This is a genomic window from Mycolicibacterium pulveris (assembly GCF_010725725.1).
Taxonomy (GTDB): Bacteria; Actinomycetota; Actinomycetes; order Mycobacteriales; family Mycobacteriaceae; genus Mycobacterium; species Mycobacterium pulveris.
In genome coordinates, this window is sequence record NZ_AP022599.1 from 2,144,193 (window position 1) to 2,163,696 (window position 19,504).

A 19,504-nucleotide genomic window follows, 5' to 3' on the forward strand; every position below is an offset into this window, starting at 1 on the left:
ATGAACGCCGAAGAAACGATGCTGGTCGAGACCGTGCGGACATTCATCGACCGTGACGTCAAACCCCAGGTCCGCGAGGTCGAGCACGCCAACGCCTATCCGGAGGCGTGGATCGAACAGATGAAGCGCATCGGCATCTACGGGCTGGCGATCCCCGAGTCCTACGGCGGTTCGCCGGTGTCGATGCCGTGCTACGTCGAGGTCACACAGGAGCTGTCCCGCGGCTGGATGAGCCTGGCCGGCGCGATGGGCGGACACACCGTGGTGGCCAAACTGCTCACGCTGTTCGGCACCGAGGAGCAGAAGCAGCGCTACCTGCCCCCGATGGCCACCGGTGAACTGCGGGCGACGATGGCGCTGACCGAACCCGGCGGCGGCTCGGACCTGCAGAACATGAAGACCACGGCGCTACCCTCACCCGGCGAAGGGTTGGCGATCAACGGGTCCAAGACATGGATCAGCAACGCCCGCCGGTCCGGGTTGATCGCGCTGCTGTGCAAGACCGATCCCGCGGCAACGCCCAAACACAAGGGCATCTCGGTCGTGCTCGTCGAATCGGGAACGACCGGCCTGATCGTCTCGCGGGATCTGCCGAAGCTCGGCTACAAGGGAGTGGAGTCATGCGAGCTGACGTTCGAGGACTGCCGGGTGCCCGCGTCGGCCATCCTCGGTGGCGAGCCGGGCAAGGGCTTCGCCCAGATGATGAAAGGCCTTGAGACGGGCCGGATTCAGGTGGCATCACGCGCGCTCGGGGTGGCGACGGCGGCGCTGGAGGACGCGTTGCGCTACGCGCAGGAACGGGAGAGTTTCGGTCAACCGATCTGGAAGCACCAGGCCATCGGTCACTATCTGGCCGACATGGCGACCAAGCTCACCGCCGCGCGTCAGCTCACCCGCTATGCCGCCGAACGGTACGACAGCGGCGATCGCTGCGACATGGAGGCCGGCATGGCCAAGCTGTTCGCCTCCGAGGTGGCCATGGAGATCGCCCTGAACGCGGTGCGGATCCACGGCGGCTACGGCTATTCCACCGAGTTCGACGTCGAGCGGTACTTCCGCGACGCGCCGCTGATGATCGTCGGTGAAGGCACCAACGAGATCCAGCGCAACGTGATCGCCGGGCAGCTCATCGCTCGGGGTGGGATATAGGTGAAGCCGCTCCCGGCGTATCAGACGCTGCGCGAGAAGTTGCGCGACGAGATCGCCGCGGGCCGCTACCGAGACGGCGCCCGTCTGCCGACAGAGTCGGAACTGGTTGCTGCGCACGGCTTGTCGCGACAGACGGTGCGACGGGCGTTTCAGGACCTGGTCGCCGAGGGGATGGTGTACCGGGTGCCCGGGAAGGGCACGTACGCCAGCGAGCCCGGTGGCCGCTACCTGCGCCAGCTCGGATCGATCGAAGACCTGATGAGCCTGTCCGACGACACCACCATGGAGGTGCTGTCCGGGCTGCGCAGGCGGGTTGACGTCGACGCCGCCAGCCGGTTGCGGCTCGACGACGACGTGGTGTTCTCGGTGGTGTTCCGGCGGTTGCACGGGGCCGATCCCGCGGTGCCGTTCGTGTCGACGACCGTGCACCTGGTGCCGTCGGCCGCGGCCGCGTTGACGGGGGCACCCGAGCTGGCCGACGGCGCGGTGGGCACCCAGACCGTGATCGGCCTGCTGGAGCCGCATCTCGCCGAGCCGATTACCGAAGCCGCGCAATGGATCACCGTCGCACCCGCCGATGACGCGGTCGCCGCCGCGGTGGATTGCGCGCCGGGGCATCCGATGCTGCGGGTCGATCGGCTGTACTCCGATGCCGGCGGCAGACCCGTGGAGCTGTCGGTCAGCCACTTCCTGCCCGAGCAGTACACCTACCGCGTCACGCTGCGCCGTTCCGGTTGAGTGATTTCGGCGCGTTTCGTCACGCTCAGCATGACGAAGTACGCCGAAATCACACGATGGCGTCGATGAGGCCCCACCGCAGGGCGGTCGGCGGGTCGATGCGACGACCCGACAACACCAGGTACGCGGTGCGCCACCGACCGATACGACGGGTGACGCTCACGGTGCCGCCCGCGCCGGGGATCAGGCCGAGCCCGAGCTCTGGCAGCCCGAAAGCGGCGTCGCCGCGACACCGCACCTCCCCGCAGAACGCGGCCATCTCCAGCCCGCTGCCGAGCACTTGACCGTGCACCTCGGCGCGGCACCGCTTGCCGAGACGCGCCGTCAGTTCGGCCAGCACCAGTGCCGGGCTGTGACGGGTCCGCGCCAGATGCGCGCTGGCGGGGTCATCGAAGGTGCCGAACTCGGCGAGGTCGCCTCCGCTGCAGAACGACGGGCCGTTGCCCGAGAGCACCACCTCGCGCACCGACGGGTCGAGCCGGGCGACCTCGAGTGCCTCCAGCAGCGCGGCTCGGGCATCGGTGGAGAAGGCGTTGTGCCGTTGCGGGCGGTTGAACCGCACGTACAGGATGTCGTCGACGCGCTCGGCCTGGACGGGTTCGGGGATGTCCACCGGTGCGGCGGGTCCGCGTTCGGCGAGCCATCGCGCGAACTCCCGACCCGACTGCAGCGTCGAGTAGGCCAGCGACTCGGTGATGACGCTGCCGTACACGGGCGCGGACGGGTCGAGGGCGCGCAGCACGTCGACGCACACGGCGGCGGCCTGCGGCCACCGCGCACACCGGTCCCGCAGCTCGTCGAGCGCCGCGGACACCGACGGCACGGTGATCACCCGGCGGTCATCACCGTCTTCCTCAGACAGGGTGAGAGTCGCGTCGTCACAGGGTGATCCGACCGCGACGACGACACCGTCAGCGAGCTCGATGGGGGTCACAAGTACTTTTCGGCCAGCTCCCGCTTGAGCATCTTGCCGGTCTCGGTGCGCGGCAGCTGCGCCTCGAACGAGATGGACCGTGGGCATTTGTAGTGCGCCAGGCGATCTCGTAGCCAGGCGAGCAGTTCTTCGCCGAACTCCTCGGTGGCGTCGGCCGGGTCGACGGTCTGCACCACCGCCTTGACGGCCTGGCCCATCTCCTCGTCGGGAATGCCGAACACCGCGGCATCCAACACCTTCGGGTGGGTCACCAGGAGGTTCTCCGCCTCCTGAGGGTAGATGTTCACCCCGCCGGAGATGATCATGTGGTGCTTGCGGTCGGTGAGGAACATGTACCCGTCCTCGTCGACATAGCCGACGTCGCCGACGGTGACCCAGCCGTGCCGGTCACGGGACTCGGCCGTCTTCTCCGGATCCTTGTGGTAGACGAACTCCATGCCGTTCATGGCGAAATAGATCTGGCCCTCCTGGCCTGGCGGCAGCTCGTCGCCGTTCTCATCGAGCACATGGGCCTCGCCGAGCAGCGGCCTGCCGACCGAACCCGGCCGCTTGAGCCACTCCTCCGCGGTGATGAACGTGATGCCCGCACCTTCGGACGACGAGTAGTACTCGTCGATGACGGGGCCCCACCAGTCGATCATCTGCATCTTGATGTCCACCGGGCACGGGGCCGCCGCGTGCACCACCCGCTTGATGCTGGACACATCGTACGAATTGCGGACCGACTCGGGCAGTTTGAGCATCCGGACGAACATCGCCGGGACGAACTGTCCGCTCGTGACCCGGTACTTCTCGATGGCCTGCAGTGCCGACTCGGGATCGAATTTCGACATCACGACGGTGGTCACACCCATCGCCTGTGCGGCCATGGTCCACAGGCACGGCGCGGTGTGGTACAGCGGCGCCGGGCTCAGATACACCGAGTCGCTGTCCATTTGAATCGCCATCAAGAGCGCGGAGAGCATGTTCGGCGCCTCCGACGGATGGACGTGGGGCAGCTCGCGCCGGATTCCCTTGGGCCGGCCCGTGGTTCCCGACGAGTACTGAAGGAGGTCACCCTCGATCTCGTCGTCGATCGGCGCGGTGGGATGCTCGACCACGCATTCGGGATAGCGCTGCCAGCCCTCGAGATCACCGTCGGCGATCATCAACAGCCCGGGCAGTCCCGCCGGCAGGTGCGGCGCCAAACCCTCGCACAGCGTTCGCAGTGCCTGCGAGCCGACGATCGCCTTGGCGCCGCTGTTGTCGATGATGTAGGCCGCCTCGGCCGGGGTGAGGTGCGTGTTGATCACCGCGTAGTACAGCCCGCAGCGGCGGGCCGCCCACATCACGGCGTGGAGGTGCTCGTTGTTCTCCATCAGCACCGCGACGGTGTCGCCCTCCACCAGCCCCGCTTGCCGGAAATGGTGCGCCAACCGGTTCGCGCGTGCCTCCAGCTCACCGAACGTCACCACGGTTCCTGCCGGGTGCATGATGACGGCGGGCTTGTCTGGCGTGGCCTCAGCATGTTCGCGGATCTGCATGTACTGACCTTACGACGAACGATTTTGACAGGTGTCAAGAGGTCTCGGCCGCCCGCCCCGGAGCGCTGCCGTAACCTGTTTGCTGGCGCGGAGCAAACGAGGAGAGGACAGCCCACCCATGGCCGAGTACGACTACGTGATCCTGGGGGCAGGCGCGGCAGGCTGTGTGCTGGCGAACCGGCTGTCGGCGGATCCCAACAACGAGGTGCTGCTAGTCGAAGCCGGTGGGCGCGACCGCAATCCCTACATCCACGTGCCGATGATCAGCGCCGCGCTGTTCGGCAACGACAAGTACTCGTGGAGCTACCAGCTGCAGCCGTTCGGGCCCGAGGGCCGCACCGAGACCTGGCCGCGGGGCAAAGTCCTCGGCGGCTCCACCGCGATCAACGGCCTGGTCTACAACCGCGGCGACCGCGAGGACTACGACGAGCTGGTGCGCCGCGGCAACACCGGTTGGGGCTGGGACGACATCCTGCCCGTCTACAAGGCCTTCGAGGACAACCAATTCGGGGCCTCGCCGACGCGCGGCGCCGGCGGCGAACTGCCGATCACCACCCCTCGCGATCCCGACGAGTTGGTGTTCGACCTGATCGACGCGGGCGTGAAACGCGGGCTGCGCAGCGTGCAGGACTACAACGAGTTCGACGACGAGCGTGTCGGGCCCGCCATGGCGACGATCTCCCGGGGCGCCCGTGTCACCGCCGCCAGGGCGTTTCTGCGGCCCGCGCTCAAGCGGCCCAACCTGCACCTGGCGCTCAACACCAAGGCCCTTCGGCTGGTTTTCGAGAACGGCCGCGCAGCGGGCGTGGAGGTGCGCACCGACGGCAACACCAGCCAGCTGCGGCCGCGCCGCGAGCTGATCATGGCGCTGGGCGCGTTGGAGTCGCCGAAGTTGTTGCAGCTCTCCGGCGTTGGCCCGCGCGAGGTGCTCGACGCCGCAGGCGTCCCGGTGTACCTCGAACGTGACAACGTCGGCCGCCGCATGCTCGAGCATTTCTGCGTCATCAACACCTACCGGCTGACCGAAGACATCGGCTACAACCGGTTGCTGCGCAACACCGCCGCCAAGGGCCTGACCGCGCTGCAGTATCTGGCCAACCGCAAGGGCCCGCTGGCCACCCCGACCGGCGACGTGATGGCGATCTTCAAGACCACCCCCGACGCGGACCGTGTGGACGCCCAGGTGCTGGTGCGGATGATGTCGGTGGGCTCGGTCCGGCCCGACGCCCCGGCGGGCGTCGAAGACGTCGGCGGGGTGTCGTGCATGGGTGAGGTGCTGCGGTCGACGTCGGAGGGCAGCGTGTGGATCACCTCGCCTGACCCGGACGCCCCGTTGACCGTCGACGCGAATTACCTTGCCACCGAATACGATCGCAAGACCAGCGTCGCGCTGCTGCGCTGGATGCGGCAGTGGTTCGAGCAGTCACCCATCGCCGAGAAGGTCACGACCGAGAGCAGACCCGGCCCGGACCTGCAGTCCGACGACGACATCCTGGCAGGCATCACCGCGACCGGCGCGACCGGCAGCCACGCCGTCGCCACCTGCGCGATGGGGCCCGACGACGACGACATCGTCGACGACCGCTGCCGCGTGCGCGGGATCGAAGGCCTGCGCATCGTCGACTGCGCCAGCCAGCCGACCATGATCTCCGGCAACCTGATGGGCCCCACGATGGCGTGGGCGGGCCGCGCCGCCGAGTTCATCCTCGACGGGAGCTAGCCCGCGGAAAAGACGCGAAAACCCCCAAATCACCAAGGATTTGGAGGTTTCGCGTTTCCCTACCTGCGGTGTGGGCCCAGCTCGGCAGCAGAGGGTGAGCTACTCCCCTTCGGAGAGCCGCTGCTTGAGGGCCTCGAACTCGTCCTTGATGCCCGTGGGCAGTTTCTCGCCGACGAACTCGAACCACTCCTCGATCAGCGGGATCTCTTCGCGCCACTCGTCGACGTTGATCGCCAGCGCGGCGTCGACGTCGGCCGGGTCGACGTCCAGACCCGTCAGGTCCAGGTCCGTGGCGCTGGGCACGATGCCGATCGGCGTGGTGCGGCCGTCCGCGCGGCCCTCGATACGGTCGATGGCCCACTTCAGCACGCGGCTGTTCTCGCCGAAGCCCGGCCACAGGAAGCCGCCGTCGGCGTCCCTGCGGAACCAGTTGACGAAGAAGATCTTCGGCAGCTTCGACTCGTCGGACTGCTTGCCGATGTCGATCCAGTGGGCGAAGTAGTCGCCGACGTTGTAGCCGAGGAACGGCAGCATCGCCATCGGGTCACGCCGCACGGTGCCGACCTTGCCCTCCGCGGCGGCGGTCTGCTCGGAGCCCATCGTCGCGCCGATGAACACGCCGTGCTTCCAGTCGCGGGCCTGCGTCACCAGCGGCACCGTCGTCTTGCGCCGGGCGCCGAACAGGATCGCCGAGATCGGCACGCCTTGCGGGTCGTCCCACTCGGGCGCCAGGATCGGGCACTGCGACATCGGCGTGCAGTAGCGCGAGTTCGGGTGGGCGGCGTTCTCCTCGGAGTCGGGCGTCCAGTCGCGGCCCTTCCAGTCGATGAGGTGTTGCGGGTCGCCCTCCAGGCCTTCCCACCACACGTCGCCGTCGTCGGTGAGCGCAACGTTGGTGAACACGGTGTTGCCGGCCTCGATGGTCTTCATCGCGTTCGGGTTGGTCTTCCAGTTGGTGCCGGGCGCCACACCGAAGAAACCGGCCTCCGGGTTGACCGCGTACAGCCGGCCGTCCTTGCCGAACCGCATCCAGGCGATGTCGTCGCCGAGGGTTTCCGCGCGCCAGCCCGGGATCGTCGGCTGGATCATCGCGAGGTTGGTCTTGCCGCACGCCGACGGGAACGCCGCCGCGATGTAGTACGCCTTGTCCTCCGGGCTGATCAGCTTGAGGATCAGCATGTGCTCGGCGAGCCAGCCCTCGTCGTGGGCGATCGCCGAGGCGATCCGCAGCGCGTAGCACTTCTTGCCCAGCAGCGCGTTGCCGCCGTAACCCGAGCCGTAGCTCCAGATCTCGCGGGTCTCGGGGAAGTGGGTGATGTACTTGGTGTCGTTGCAGGGCCACGGCACGTCCTTCTGGCCGGGCTCGAGCGGGGCGCCCACGGAGTGCAGCGCCTTGACGAAGAAGCCGTCGTCGCCGATCTTCTCCAGCGCGGCCGCGCCCATCCGGGTCATCGTGCGCATGGAGACCACGACGTATTCGGAGTCGGTGATCTCAACGCCCAACTTGGGGTCCTCGGCGCCGAGCGGGCCCATGCAGAAAGGCACCACATACATGGTGCGGCCCCGCATGCAGCCCCGGTACAGGTCGGTCATGATGCGGCGCATCTCGGCGGGGTCCATCCAGTTGTTGGTCGGACCGGCGTCGATTTCGCGCTCGGTACAGATGAAGGTGCGCGACTCCACGCGCGCCACATCGGAGGGGTCTGACAACGCGAGGTAGGAGTTGGGTTTCTTCTCCTCGTCGAGGCGCGTGAAGGTGCCCGCCTCCACGAGTTGCTGGCACAGCCGCGCGTTCTCCTCTTCGGAGCCGTCGGTGAAGACGACCCGATCGGGCTGCGTCAACTCCGCGACCTCCTGGACCCAGGCGAGCAGCCCCTTATGCTTCGTCGGTGCGGTATCCAGACCCGGAATAGTCGCTGCGGTCATCAAAATCTCCTGTGTACGGTTTCTGCGAGGACCCAGGCACCGAGAGCGCCGGCCAACAGGAAAGGGCCGGGAAATCGGTTGTCCCTCTATATGAGGTTATCGCTCGTGACGTAACCGTGGTAAATCGGGACTATGTCCGTTCACTCACAGGAACGATTCAGAAAGGCTTGTTCGGCGCTTTCACCGAGTCACTCGGCCCGCTTTTGCCGGTTGTCCATCGCCAATTCGGCGCGCACGGCATCGATGGCGTCCTGCAGCGTCGGCAACCGCTGGTCCCGCAGCGCGGCCGCGCGGGCGGTCTGCATCGCGTGCTCGCGCAGCTCGGCGTTGATCTCGGCGATCCGATCCTCAGCGGCGGCGCTCTCGGCTTGTTCGCGGGCGCTGAGCTCTGACGTCAATGCGGTTTCGGCCGCCAGCACGCGGCTGCCGACCCGTTGCTCGACCGCTGAACGCAGCGTGTTGGTGGCATCGGTGACCCAGCGGTCCAGCACGGCGCGGTCCTGCAGCAGCCCGCGAATCCCCACCACCCACACCGTCACCGCCAGCCCCACCAGGCCGCCGACTACCAGCCCGGCGACCGTCAGGCCCGGCGCCAGCCCGGCGAACAGGCGGGTCACCATCAGCGCCACGCCCAGCCCGAAACCGGCTCCGAGGACCGTCATCAGCTGCGTCTCGGACCGCCGCGACTTCAGCGGCGCTCCCGGGAGGTCGGGGGGCGACGGCGGACCCGGCGGCGGCGGCGCGGGCAGGTTCAGCCCGGCGGCCATGTCGCCCAGGTGGGCCGTGATCCCCTCGTCGACCTCGGTGACGACGTCGTCGGCCCGTCTGCGCACGTAGGACTGGAACTCGCCGAGCCGGCGCCTGCCGGTCTGCGCCGCGTCCTCGGCCAGTTCGGCGCGCACCGATGTGCATCGGTTGCGGGCGAAGTAGCCGAGTTGCAGGCGGGCCTGCTGCAGCTGGCTGCGCAGCGCGATGGTGTGTTCGGACTTGGCCAGCCGCCGAGCGCGCACGACCTCGTCTCGTTGGGTGCGCAGCGCCTCGACGTGGGCCTGGCGGTCCAGCCCGTCGCCGTCGGCCCGGTAGCGGTCGATTTCGGCCTGCAACCGGGCCTCCCACGCGCGCAACCGGTTTCGGCGCCCGAGATCGGGGTGGGACAGCTGTTGACGAAGCAGGTCCACCAGCTCGTCGACGCGTGGCTCGCCGAGCCCGGGTGCGGCGGCCGCGCCGACCCACGGCACGTCGGCGTAGCGCGGTGCCCGCTCGGCGAGCGCGGCGCGGTCGGCGGCCACAATGTCACGCCAATTGCGGTGCGCGTCGATCTTGGACACCACGCCCACCACCAGATCGGTGTTGCGGGTCGCCAGCTCGAGCAGCGCGCAGTCGGACTCGGTCAGTGGCGCCACCGCCGAGACCACGAACACCACCGCGGCGGGGGCCTGGCCCGGCCCCAACTCGTCGGCCTCGACGAACGTGTGATCGGGCAGACGGTCGCGCAGCGCCGCGACCAGGCTGGTGGTGCCCGCCAGCCACGGACCGGTCACCGCCACCACGTCGCGGCGCCGCACCGCGGGCGGGCTCAGCCCGGGTTCGATCTCGGCAACCACGGCGTCGGGCGACCGGCTCACCGCGACCGCTCCAGCAGACGCAGCGAGCCGCGGCTGATGTCGGAGGCGCAGTCGCGGTGCAGCGCAGCGACCGGCCCGCGACCGTACCGGCGCCAGTGCACGGCGCGGCGCAGATGCGCGCCCGCATCGTCTGCCCTGTCGACGGGCACGCCTGCGGCCTCGACCACGTCGACCGCGGCCGCCATCGCGCCGACGACCGCGTCGTCACCGGCCAGAAACGCGGTCAACCTCGCGTCGCCGGACTGGGCCGCCAGCGCACGCAACTCGATGATCGCCGACCGGATGCGGTGGTACCGAAGCGGGGCGCAGGCCGCGTCGATGTGCGCGACGACGCGCTCGACCAGGCTGTGCCTGCGCAGCAGGCCGGGCAGCGCGACGGGTGCGGCGCCGCCGGCGAGCGCCAGCACCGCATGCGCGATACCGAACCGGTCCAGCGCGGCGAGCAGCCGTCGTCGCACCGCCGCCGGCACCGGGTGCGCGCACTGCACGAACGCATCGGTCGAGGTCAGATCGGCCGGCTCAGCCACGAGGGCCGTCAGCGCGGCGAGCAGCTCGTCGTCGAGCCTGACGGCGGCCAGCAGCGCCACCATCGGAACGGTCGGCACCCCGCTCAGCGCCCGGTAGGCGGCGGCGCGGCGATGGGCGATCGGCAGCGGTCCACCCGCGCCGAACCCGGACAGGTCGGCTTTGTTGAGGATCACCACGGTCGGCCGCTGCGAGGCGCCGATCAGCGCGGTGTCCTCGGGCTTGAGCGTCTCGGCGATCACCACGGCGTCGAGGTCGGCGGTCGACGGGTCGGGGGCGACGGCGACGCCCGCCGCCGTCAGCGCCGCAGCCACCGTCGTGCAGCCGGCCCCGGCGCGGCCCCGCACCGCGACTTTCGGCGCCCTGGTGAGCTGCCTCAAGATCGACCGCAGCCGCGGATTGCGGCTGTCTTCGGCGAGCTCTGCCAGCGCGTCGACGAAAATCTGGCGGCCTTCCCTGTTGCGGTCGGCGGGCGCCGCTGCGGCGCGGCCCTCTCCACTGACGATCGTGACACTGCCACGGGCAGCGGGTGAGCGGCAGTTACCACGGCTGGGGATTGCCGGGCCCATACCAGCCGAAGGCAACTGTTGGGTATCAATCTGTACCACGATGCGGGTACTCGGGTGCACATGAGCGACCATGGACGGATGCATCTGCCCGATGTCGCCGACGGGTCGGCTCCGGCGCCCGACGTCGCCCCCGGGTCGGCTCCGGCGCCCGACGTCGCCCCCGGGTCAGCTCCGGCGCCCGACGTCGCCCCCGGGTCAGCTCCGGCGCCCGACGTCGCCGACATGCCGCAGCATCGCTATCCCCGGGTCACGAGCTTCCGGACCCGGCGCACGACGCTTTCCCCAGCTCAGCAGGCGACCTGGGAGCGGCTCTGGCCGGAACTCGGCACCCACGCGCGCGACGCGGACGGGCCCGCCCCGCGCCTGGACACCGAGGCCTGGTTCAAACGCCGAGCACCGGTGGTGGTGGAGATCGGCTGCGGCGCGGGCACCTCGACGCTGGCGATGGCCAAGACGGAGCCCGACCTGGACGTGGTGGCCGTCGAGGTCTACCGGCGCGGGCTGGCGCAGTTGCTGTCGGCGATCGACCGGGAGGGGGTGACCAACATCCGGCTCGTGCGCGGCGACGGCGTCGACGTCCTGAAGCACATGTTCGGCCCCGATTCCCTGACCGGGATACGCGTGTTCTTTCCCGATCCCTGGCCCAAGGCGCGTCACCACAAGCGGCGACTGCTGCAACCGGCCACCGTCGCGCTGATCGCCGACCGGCTGCGGCCCGGCGGGGTGCTGCACGTCGCCACCGACCACGCGGGCTACGCCGAGCACATCGCCGAGGTGGGCGACGCCGAACCGAGGCTGCGCCGAGTCACCGACACCCGCGCCCTGCCCATCTCCGTCGAGCGCCCGGTCACGAAGTACGAGAACAAGGCGCAGCACGCGGGAAGCGATGTGGCCGAACTGATCTGGGAGAAGAGGTCATGAGCCTCACCGACGACCTCCGGCAGATCCAAGCCGCCGCTCCGCCCGACGCGACCCAGCCGGCGCCGGGCACCGTGCGGGTCCTGCTGGTCTGGGATGCCCCCAACCTGGACATGGGGCTGGGCTCCATCCTCGGCGGCAGGCCGACCGCCGCACACCGGCCTCGGTTCGACGCGCTCGGACGGTGGCTGCTGGCGCAGACGGCCGAGCTCTCGGCAGGCCGCCCCGAGGTCTCGCTGGAACCGGAAGCCACCGTGTTCACCAACATCGCCCCTGGTAGCGCCGACGTCGTTCGACCGTGGGTGGAGGCGTTGCGTAACGTTGGCTTCGCGGTCTTCGCCAAACCGAAGATCGACGAGGACAGCGACGTCGACTCGGACATGCTCAGCCACATCGCGCTGCGCCGCAGCGAGGGTCTGGCCGGTGTTCTGGTGGCCTCCGCCGACGGTCAGGCGTTCAAACAGCCGTTGGAGGAGATCGCGCGCGACGGCATACCGGTGACGGTGCTCGGATTTCGCGAACATGCCAGCTGGGCGCTAGCGTCGGATACCTTGGAGTTCGTCGACCTGGAGGACATACCTGGTGTGTTCCGGGAGCCGCTACCGCGAATCGGCCTTGATTCGTTGCCCGAGCAGGGGGCTTGGCTGCAGCCTTTCCGGCCGCTGTCCTCGTTATTGACCTCGCGCGTAAACAACTGAAATGCGCGGCGTCGTCTACCAGAACTTGTCAATGTAAGGAGCTCACGTGTTCGCCTGGTGGGGTCGAACGGTGTACCGATACCGATACATCGTCATCGGCGTCATGGTCACGCTGTGTCTCGGTGGCGGTCTGTTCGGCATCAGCCTGGGCAACCACGTCACGCAGAGCGGCTTCTACGACGACGGCAGCGAGTCGGTGCACGCGTCGGTGGTCGGCGACGAGGTCTATGGCCGCGACCGCACCAGCCACGTGGTGGCGATCCTCACCCCGCCCGACGGGGAGAAGGTCGACAACCCGGAGTGGCAGCGCGACGTGACCGGTGAACTCGACAGTTTCGTCGAGGACCACTCGGATCAGGTGGTGGGCTGGGTCGGCTGGCTGAAAGCGCCCGACGCCGCCAGCGAGACCGTCCAGCAGATGAAGACCAGCGATCTGTCCAAGACGTTCATCAGCATCCCGCTCAAGGGCGAGACCGACGACGAGATCCTGAAGAACTATCAGGTCGTGGAACCCGACCTGCAGCAGGTCAACGACGGCCGCATCAAGCTGGCCGGGCTCAACCCGCTGGCCAGCGAGCTGACCGGCAGCATCGGCAAGGACCAGCGCCGCGCGGAGATCGCGGCCATCCCGCTGGTGTGCGTCGTGCTGTTCTTTGTGTTCGGCGGTGTGGTGGCCGCCGCGCTGCCCGGGCTGATCGGCGCCCTGACGATCGCGGGCGCGCTCGGCATCGTGCGCCTGCTCGCCGAGTTCATGCCCGTGCACTTCTTCGCCCAGCCGGTGGTGACGCTGATGGGCCTGGGCATCGCGGTCGACTACGGGCTGTTCATGGTGAGCCGCTTCCGCGAGGAGATCGCCGAGGGTTACGACACCGAGGCCGCGGTGCGCCGCACGGTGATGACCTCCGGGCGCACCGTCATGTTCTCCGCGGTGATCCTGGTGGCGTCGTCGGTGCCGCTGCTGCTGTTCCCGCAGGGCTTCCTCAAGTCGATCACCTACGCGATCATCGCCTCGGTGATGCTGGCGGCGATCCTGTCGGTCACCGTGCTGGCCGCCGCGCTGGGCATCCTCGGGCCCAACGTCGATGCGCTCGGGGTGCGCACGCTGCTGCGGGTGCCGTTCTTCCGCAACTGGAAGCCGATGCGCGTCTACCTGGAGTGGCTGGCGGAGAAGATGCAGAAGACCAAGACCCGCGCCGAGGTCGAGAAGGGCTTCTGGGGCAAGCTGGTCAACCGGGTGATGAAGCGGCCGATCGCGTTCGCCGCGCCGATCGTGATCGCGATGATCCTGTTGATCATTCCGCTGGGCAGCCTGTCGCTCGGCGGCATCAGCGAGAAATACCTGCCGCCCGACAACTCGGTGCGCCTGGCGCAGGAGGAGTTCGACAGCAACTTCTCGGGGTTCCGCACCGAGCCGTTGACGATCGTGATGGAACGCCAGGACGGCGAGCCGATCACCGATCAGCAGATCGCCGAGGTGCGCAACAAGGCGATGACGGTGCCCGGGTTCATCGCTCCCGACGGCGACACCGCCAAGATGTGGCAGGAGCGCGCCGTCCAGGAGGGCGGATCCGAGGATCCGTCGGTGCGGGTGATCCAGAACGGCCTGGAGAACCGCAACGACGCGGCGAAGAAGATCTCCGAGCTGCGGGCCCTGTCACCGCCGCGGGGCATCACCGTATCCATCGGTGGCACACCGGCTTTGGAGCAGGACAGCATTCACAGCCTGTTCGACAAGCTGCCGCTGATGGTGACGCTGCTGATCGTGACCACGACGATCCTGATGTTCCTGGCGTTCGGATCGGTGGTGCTGCCGATCAAGGCCGCGGTGATGAGCGCGTTGACGCTCGGTTCGACGATGGGTGTGCTCACCTGGATGTTCGTCGACGGGCACGGCTCCGGGCTGATGAACTACACCCCGCAGCCGTTGATGGCGCCGATGATCGGCCTGATCATCGCCGTGATCTGGGGTCTGTCCACCGACTACGAGGTGTTCCTGGTGTCGCGCATGGTGGAGGCCCGGGAACGCGGCATGTCCACCGCCGAGGCGATTCGGATCGGCACCGCGACCACCGGCCGGTTGATCACCGGTGCCGCGCTGGTGCTGGCCGTCGTCGCCGGTGCGTTCGTGTTCTCCGACCTGGTGATGATGAAGTACCTGGCGTTCGGCCTGCTGATCGCGCTGCTGCTGGACGCCACCGTGGTCCGGATGTTCCTGGTGCCCTCGGTGATGAAGCTGCTGGGCGACGACTGCTGGTGGGCGCCGCGCTGGATGAAGCGGATCCAGGAGCGTCTCGGGTTGGGCGAAACCGATCTGCCCGACGAGCGGAAGCGGCCCGCCGTCCGCGAGACCGCGGAGAGCCCGGAGGCGTTGGTGGGTGCCGGCGCGCCGGTGCCGCCTCGCCCGCCGGTGCGGCCGCGGCCACCGCATGACCCCACGCATCCGGCGCCCGAGGGGCCGTCACGCCCGGGGGCGACCACGCGGATCGCCACGCCGCGCTCCGCTCCGTCGGGCGCGGGCACCACCCGGATTCCCGGCGCGCAGAAGGCCGAGGAGCCGCCGACCACGCGGATCGCGATGGCCCGCAACGCCGTACGCAACGTGGTGAACAGCGCGGCCGCCGCCACCCGGCAGGCCGCCAAACCACCGGCTCCGCGGCCGCCGGCCCCGCAGGCGCCGCGAGAGGACCGCGAGATCGAGTCGTGGCTGGGTGAATTACGCGGCACCGCAACGCCTCCCGGCCCGCCGCCGCCGAGCCCGGTCCCGCCTCCTGGCGGTGGGCGGCCGTCGGCCGAGGCCACGCGTGCCATGCCGCGGCCACCGCGGCAGGAGCCCGGCAACGAGCCCACGACCGCGATCCCGGTGCCGCCCAACGCGTCACAGGACGTCGACGATGCCACGACGGCGCTTCGCACTCCGCCGGTGGAGACCTCCCAGGAGGGCAACGGAGATCCCGAGGCCACGGAGAAAATCGACACGCGGGACGACGAGACGCCCAAGCGCCGCGGCGGCGGTGTGAGCGCGCAGGACCTCCTGCGTCGCGAAGGCCGCCTCTAGATCTACGCTTTTCCCGCCCAAAGGGACATTGGGGCGGGAAAGTGCGAGAAGATTTCGCCGTTTCGTCGGTGTCGGCGCGGGGCGAGGGCGCGAGCGCGGAGGGCGCTATTCCTGCGCGGGAACGTCGTCGGGTTCGGCTTCGACCCGGGTGCCTTCCTCGGCGGCCAGCGCGGCTTCTTCGGCCGCCGGGTCACTGGCCGTCAACACCCGCACGGCGCTGTTGAGAAACGCCATCACCGGCACAGCGAGCAACGCCCCGACGATGCCTGCCATCACCCCGCCCGCGGCGATCGCGAGCACGATGGCCAGCGGATGGATCGAGACCGCGCGGCCCATCACCAGCGGCTGCAGCACATGGCCTTCCAGCTGCTGCACGGCGATGACCAGGCCCAGCGTGATCAACGCGTAGATCCAGCCCTTCGCGATCAACGCGACGATCACCGCCAGGAAGCCGGTGATCACGGCACCGACCAGCGGAATGAACGCGCCGAGGAACACCAGCGACGCCAACGGCAGCGCCAGCGGCACCCCCATGATCGCCAGGCCGGTGCCGATCCCCACCGCGTCGACCAGCGCGACCAAAAACGTCGCCCGCACATACCCGATCAGCGAACGGAACCCGGCCTTGCCGGCGTCACGCACCCGGTCGCGGACATGGTCGGGAAAGATCTGGGTGACGAACGCGAAGATGTTGCGCCCGCCGTGCAGCAGAAAGATCAGCGTGAACAGCACGAGCAGCGCACCGGTGACGATCTCGGTCACCGTCGTCGCCGTCGACAGCGCACCGCTGGTCAGCCGCTCCTGGTTGTTGCGCAGCGCTTCCACCGCCGCGGTGCGCATCTGGTCGATCTGCTGGTCGCTGACCCCCAGCGGGCCGTCGGTCAACCAGTTGCCGACGCCGTCGATGCTCTGGGTCACCTGCTCGACGAGCGCCGGCGCCCCCTCGATGAACTGGCTGACGACGAACGTCATGATCCCGCCGACGACCGCGAACCCGCCGAGCAGCATCAGCGCCACCGCGCCGCCGCGGGGCGCACCGCGCCGGTGCAGGAAGTCGACGGCCGGCAGCAACAGCGCGGCCAGGATCGTCGCCAGCGCGACGGGGACGACGATGATCTCGAGCTGCTTGACCACCCAGAGCAGGGCCACGACGGCAGCCGCTATCACCAGCAGTCGCCACGACCATGCCGCGGCTTTACGGACGAGCGGGCTGACCGCCTCGTCATCCACAGATAGACCCGCGGGCATCCCGCTAGCGTAACGGCCGCAGGCGGGCACCCGCCGAACGGCGATCGGTCCCGGAATCCGGCCCGCCACGATCTACCCTGTAGGTCGTGTCTCACGACGCGACGGCGAGCGAGGCGCGCAGCCAGGGGCGCCCCGCACGCGGTAAGTACTGGTGGGTGCGCTGGGCGGTCATCGCCGTCCTGGTCGTCGTCCTCGCCGTCGAACTGGGGCTGGTGTGGGATCAGCTGGCCAAGGCCTGGCACAGCCTGTACACCGCCAAGTGGGCGTGGGTCGCGGCGGCCGTCGGCACCGCGATGGCCTCGATGCACTTCTTCGGTGACATCCAGCGCAAGCTGCTGCGATCGGCGGGTGTTCCGGTGCGGCAGTGGCGATCCCAGGCAGCGTTCTACGGGGGCAACTCGCTGAGCACCACGCTGCCCGGCGGTCCGGTGCTGTCGGCGACGTTCATCTACCGGCAGCAACGCATCTGGGGCGCGACGCCGGTCATCGCGTCGTGGCAGTTGGTGATGTCCGGTGCGCTGCAGGTGATCAGCCTGACCCTGCTCGGGTTGGGCAGCGCGTTCTTTCTCGGCGCGCGGCAGAACCCGTTCTCGCTGATCTTCACGCTGGCCGGGTTCGTCCTGCTGATCGTGTTGGCCCAGGCGGTCGCCTCACGGCCGGACCTGCTCGACGGTATCGGCGTGCGCGTGCTGTCGTGGGTCAACTACCTGCGCACCAAACCGTCGGACAACGGCGTCAAGAAGTGGCGCGAGACGCTGGCCCAGCTCGAGTCGGTCAAGCTGACCCGCCCGCAGCTGGGCGTCGCGTTCGTGTGGTCGATGTTCACCCTGGTGACCGGCGTGGCCACGCTGCTGTTCTCCTGCTACGCCGCCGGTGGCCGGCCCTCACTGCTCGGGGTGGTGGTGGCCTACGTCGCCGCCCGCGCGGTCGGCTCGATACCGCTGATGCCCGGCGGGCTGCTGATGGTCGAGGCGGTGCTGGTGCCCGGGCTGGTGTCGAGCGGGATGACGTTGGCCTCGGCGATCTCGGCCATGCTGATCTACCGGTTGATCAGCTGGGTGTTCATCGCGGCCATCGGCTGGGTGGTGTTCTTCTTCATGTTCCGCACCGAGTCCGAGATCGACCCCGACGCCATCCCCGATGCCGCCCAGGCCTGATTGGAGCCCGCATGCCGCCGCTTGCCGATGAGCAGACCCGCCCCGCGCTGACCGCGCTGGCGACCGACCTCGCCTGCGTCGTCGTGTTCTGCATCCTCGGCAGGCGCAGCCACGCCGAGGGCCTGAACCTGGCCGGGATCGCCGAGACGGCGTGGCCGTTCGTGTCCGGCGCCGCGGCGGGCTGGGTGCTGTCGCGCGGCTGGCGCAAACCGGTCGCCTTGGTGCCCACCGGCGTGGTGGTGTGGGTGTGCACGATCGCGGTGGGACTGCTGCTGCGCAAGGTTACCGGGTCCGGCATCGCGCCGAGTTTCATTGTGGTGGCTTCGATTTCGACCGCGGTGCTGCTACTCGGCTGGCGGGTCGCGGTCGCGGTCATGGTGAGCCGCCGCTGACGCCGACACGGTCAGGGTGGCACGTAACCCGCCGAGCGGGCTGTCGGACAGCTCGATTCGCCCGCCGTGCAGCCCGGCCTGCTGCGCGACGAGCGCCAAACCGAGCCCGGAACCGCCGGGCGCCGCGGTGCTGCCGCGGGCGAACCGGCCCAGCACCGATCGGTGCTCGTCGGCGGGAAGACCGCGCCCGTTGTCGTCGACGACGATCGTCACCGCGGTGTCGTCGCGGTGCGCGGTGAGCACGATGCGCGTCGCCTCGCCATGTCGGATCGCGTTGCGCACCAGGTTGTCCACCGCCAGCCGCAGGCCGCTCGGCCAGCCCCAGACCGAGCCGAGTCGCTCGTCGGCCTCCACCACGATCTGCACGGCGCTGCCCGGTCGGGTGTTCTCGCGCGCGACGCGGTCGAGCAGGTCGGTGACGTCGATGAGCTCGCGGTCCTTGGGCTGCGCCAGCTGGCCCGAGGCCAGCTGACCGAGCGCGGTGATGATCGCCTCCACGCGGCGCTGGGCGCGGGCCAGATCGGCGACCACCTCCTGGCGCTCCTCGGCGGGCAGATCGTGGATGCGCAGGGTGTCCAGATCAGCGCGCATCGCGGTCAGCGGGGTACGCAGTTCGTGCGCGGCGTTGGCGGCGAAGTCCCGGGCGGCCTGCAACGAGTTGCTGGTGGACTCCTGGGCGGCTGCCAGCCGGCGCAGCATCCCCGACATCGCCTCGGACAGCTCCTCGGCTTCGCGCACCCCGTGCACCTCGGGCAGCTTCTCCGTGCCCTTGCCGAGGCGCTTGGTGTGCTCGGTCAGCTTGCGCAGCGGGCGGATCGCCGGTCCCGCGAGCAGCCAGCCCAGCCCGCCCGCGATCGATACGGTGATCGCCCCGACCGCGACGTACCACGGAATCCGCGAGGGGCTCAGCAGGATGGTGTCGGCGCGGATACCCACCGACATGAGAAGCCCGCCCTGCCGCTCGACGGCGATGGTCCGCACCCGATAGTCCACGCCGTTGACTTCGACCGTCTCGGTGCCCGGAGCCAGCCGCGGCAGCTGGAAGCCGCGCTGGAACACCACCTGGCCGGTGGACGCCGACCGGCCCGTCGTCAGCACACCGCGGCGCGGGTCGTCGAGCTGACTCGGCCGCATGCTGGCTTCGATGATCGCGTCGAGCCGCCGGTCCAGTTGGTCCACATCGTTGTTGGCCAGTACCACCGAGGTGAGGACGGTGAACGCGGCGACGACGGTGGCTGCCGCCGCCGCTGCGGCCACCGCCACCCTGGTGCGCAGGGACGCGGAGCGCAGAAGCCGCGGTGCCCGCACCCGTCAGGTCTCGTTCCGC

Annotated in this window: 15 protein-coding genes; 8 read left to right on the forward strand and 7 right to left on the reverse strand. The window is 69.3% G+C overall.

Going from position 1 to position 19,504, the window contains the following annotated elements; translation table 11 throughout:
* Positions 1-1,149, forward strand: coding sequence for an acyl-CoA dehydrogenase family protein (locus G6N28_RS10325; protein WP_163899962.1), 1,149 nt, complete (start codon positions 1-3; stop codon positions 1,147-1,149).
* Positions 1,150-1,887, forward strand: a complete 738-nt coding sequence (locus G6N28_RS10330) for a GntR family transcriptional regulator (protein WP_163899963.1) — start codon at positions 1,150-1,152, stop codon at positions 1,885-1,887.
* Between the two features lie 49 nt (positions 1,888-1,936).
* On the opposite strand, the gene G6N28_RS10335 is transcribed toward G6N28_RS10330, so the two are convergent.
* Together G6N28_RS10335 and fadD4 are read right to left on the reverse strand one after the other, a co-directional pair.
* Complete coding sequence (locus G6N28_RS10335; RefSeq protein ID WP_163899964.1) at positions 1,937-2,821, reverse strand: enoyl-CoA hydratase/isomerase family protein; 885 nt, start codon at positions 2,819-2,821, stop codon at positions 1,937-1,939.
* Entirely contained in the window at positions 2,818-4,344 is a 1,527-nt protein-coding gene (gene fadD4, locus G6N28_RS10340) for a fatty-acid--CoA ligase FadD4 (protein ID WP_163899965.1), read from the reverse strand. Before fadD4 ends, G6N28_RS10335 begins: the two co-directional genes overlap by 4 nt.
* A gap of 118 nt (positions 4,345-4,462) precedes the next feature.
* Between fadD4 and G6N28_RS10345 the strand changes: the two genes are divergently transcribed.
* Complete coding sequence (locus tag G6N28_RS10345) at positions 4,463-6,064, forward strand: GMC family oxidoreductase (protein ID WP_163899967.1); 1,602 nt, start codon at positions 4,463-4,465, stop codon at positions 6,062-6,064.
* A gap of 99 nt (positions 6,065-6,163) precedes the next feature.
* Here G6N28_RS10345 and G6N28_RS10350 read toward each other — a convergent pair whose 3' ends face one another.
* The 3 genes from G6N28_RS10350 to G6N28_RS10360 all read right to left on the reverse strand — a co-directional run bounded on the left by G6N28_RS10350 (position 6,164) and on the right by G6N28_RS10360 (position 10,709).
* On the reverse strand, positions 6,164-7,990 hold the full coding sequence (locus tag G6N28_RS10350) for a phosphoenolpyruvate carboxykinase (GTP) (RefSeq protein ID WP_163899969.1): 1,827 nt from the start codon (positions 7,988-7,990) through the stop codon (positions 6,164-6,166).
* A 188-nt stretch (positions 7,991-8,178) separates the two neighbouring features.
* Positions 8,179-9,615: a hypothetical protein gene (locus G6N28_RS10355; RefSeq protein WP_163899971.1), complete on the reverse strand. Its 1,437-nt coding sequence runs from the start codon at positions 9,613-9,615 to the stop codon at positions 8,179-8,181.
* Positions 9,612-10,709, reverse strand: a complete 1,098-nt coding sequence (locus tag G6N28_RS10360; RefSeq protein WP_235674535.1) for a hypothetical protein — start codon at positions 10,707-10,709, stop codon at positions 9,612-9,614. Before G6N28_RS10360 ends, G6N28_RS10355 begins: the two co-directional genes overlap by 4 nt.
* A gap of 60 nt (positions 10,710-10,769) precedes the next feature.
* On the opposite strand from G6N28_RS10360, the gene trmB reads away from it, so the two are divergent.
* From trmB to G6N28_RS10375, 3 genes are read left to right on the forward strand one after another with little or no spacing between them, the layout of a single operon-like run.
* Positions 10,770-11,630 carry a tRNA (guanosine(46)-N7)-methyltransferase TrmB gene (gene trmB / locus G6N28_RS10365; protein ID WP_235674536.1) on the forward strand — a complete coding sequence of 287 codons (861 nt, stop codon included), beginning with the start codon at positions 10,770-10,772 and terminating at the stop codon, positions 11,628-11,630.
* Positions 11,627-12,325: an NYN domain-containing protein gene (locus tag G6N28_RS10370; RefSeq protein WP_163899973.1), complete on the forward strand. Its 699-nt coding sequence runs from the start codon at positions 11,627-11,629 to the stop codon at positions 12,323-12,325. The genes trmB and G6N28_RS10370 overlap by 4 nt, the downstream gene beginning before the upstream one ends.
* Before the next feature lie 46 nt (positions 12,326-12,371).
* Positions 12,372-15,380 carry a trehalose monomycolate exporter MmpL3 gene (locus G6N28_RS10375; protein ID WP_163899975.1) on the forward strand — a complete coding sequence of 1,003 codons (3,009 nt, stop codon included), beginning with the start codon at positions 12,372-12,374 and terminating at the stop codon, positions 15,378-15,380.
* Positions 15,381-15,485: 105 nt separating this feature from the next.
* Here G6N28_RS10375 and G6N28_RS10380 read toward each other — a convergent pair whose 3' ends face one another.
* On the reverse strand, positions 15,486-16,628 hold the full coding sequence (locus G6N28_RS10380; protein ID WP_163899977.1) for an AI-2E family transporter: 1,143 nt from the start codon (positions 16,626-16,628) through the stop codon (positions 15,486-15,488).
* Between the two features lie 86 nt (positions 16,629-16,714).
* Here G6N28_RS10380 and G6N28_RS10385 point away from each other — a divergent pair, with 86 nt between their 5' ends.
* Both G6N28_RS10385 and G6N28_RS10390 read left to right on the forward strand, forming a co-directional pair.
* Entirely contained in the window at positions 16,715-17,785 is a 1,071-nt protein-coding gene (locus G6N28_RS10385; protein WP_163899979.1) for a lysylphosphatidylglycerol synthase transmembrane domain-containing protein, read from the forward strand.
* Positions 17,786-17,796: 11 nt separating this feature from the next.
* Positions 17,797-18,177 carry a DUF3054 domain-containing protein gene (locus tag G6N28_RS10390; protein WP_163899981.1) on the forward strand — a complete coding sequence of 127 codons (381 nt, stop codon included), beginning with the start codon at positions 17,797-17,799 and terminating at the stop codon, positions 18,175-18,177.
* Here the strand turns inward: G6N28_RS10390 and G6N28_RS10395 are convergent.
* The gene (locus G6N28_RS10395) at positions 18,130-19,485 is read right to left on the reverse strand and encodes a HAMP domain-containing sensor histidine kinase (protein WP_163899983.1); all 1,356 of its coding nucleotides are present in this window, start codon (positions 19,483-19,485) and stop codon (positions 18,130-18,132) included. The two genes, G6N28_RS10390 and G6N28_RS10395, sit on opposite strands and share 48 nt — an antisense overlap.
* Positions 19,486-19,504: the final 19 nt, after the last annotated feature.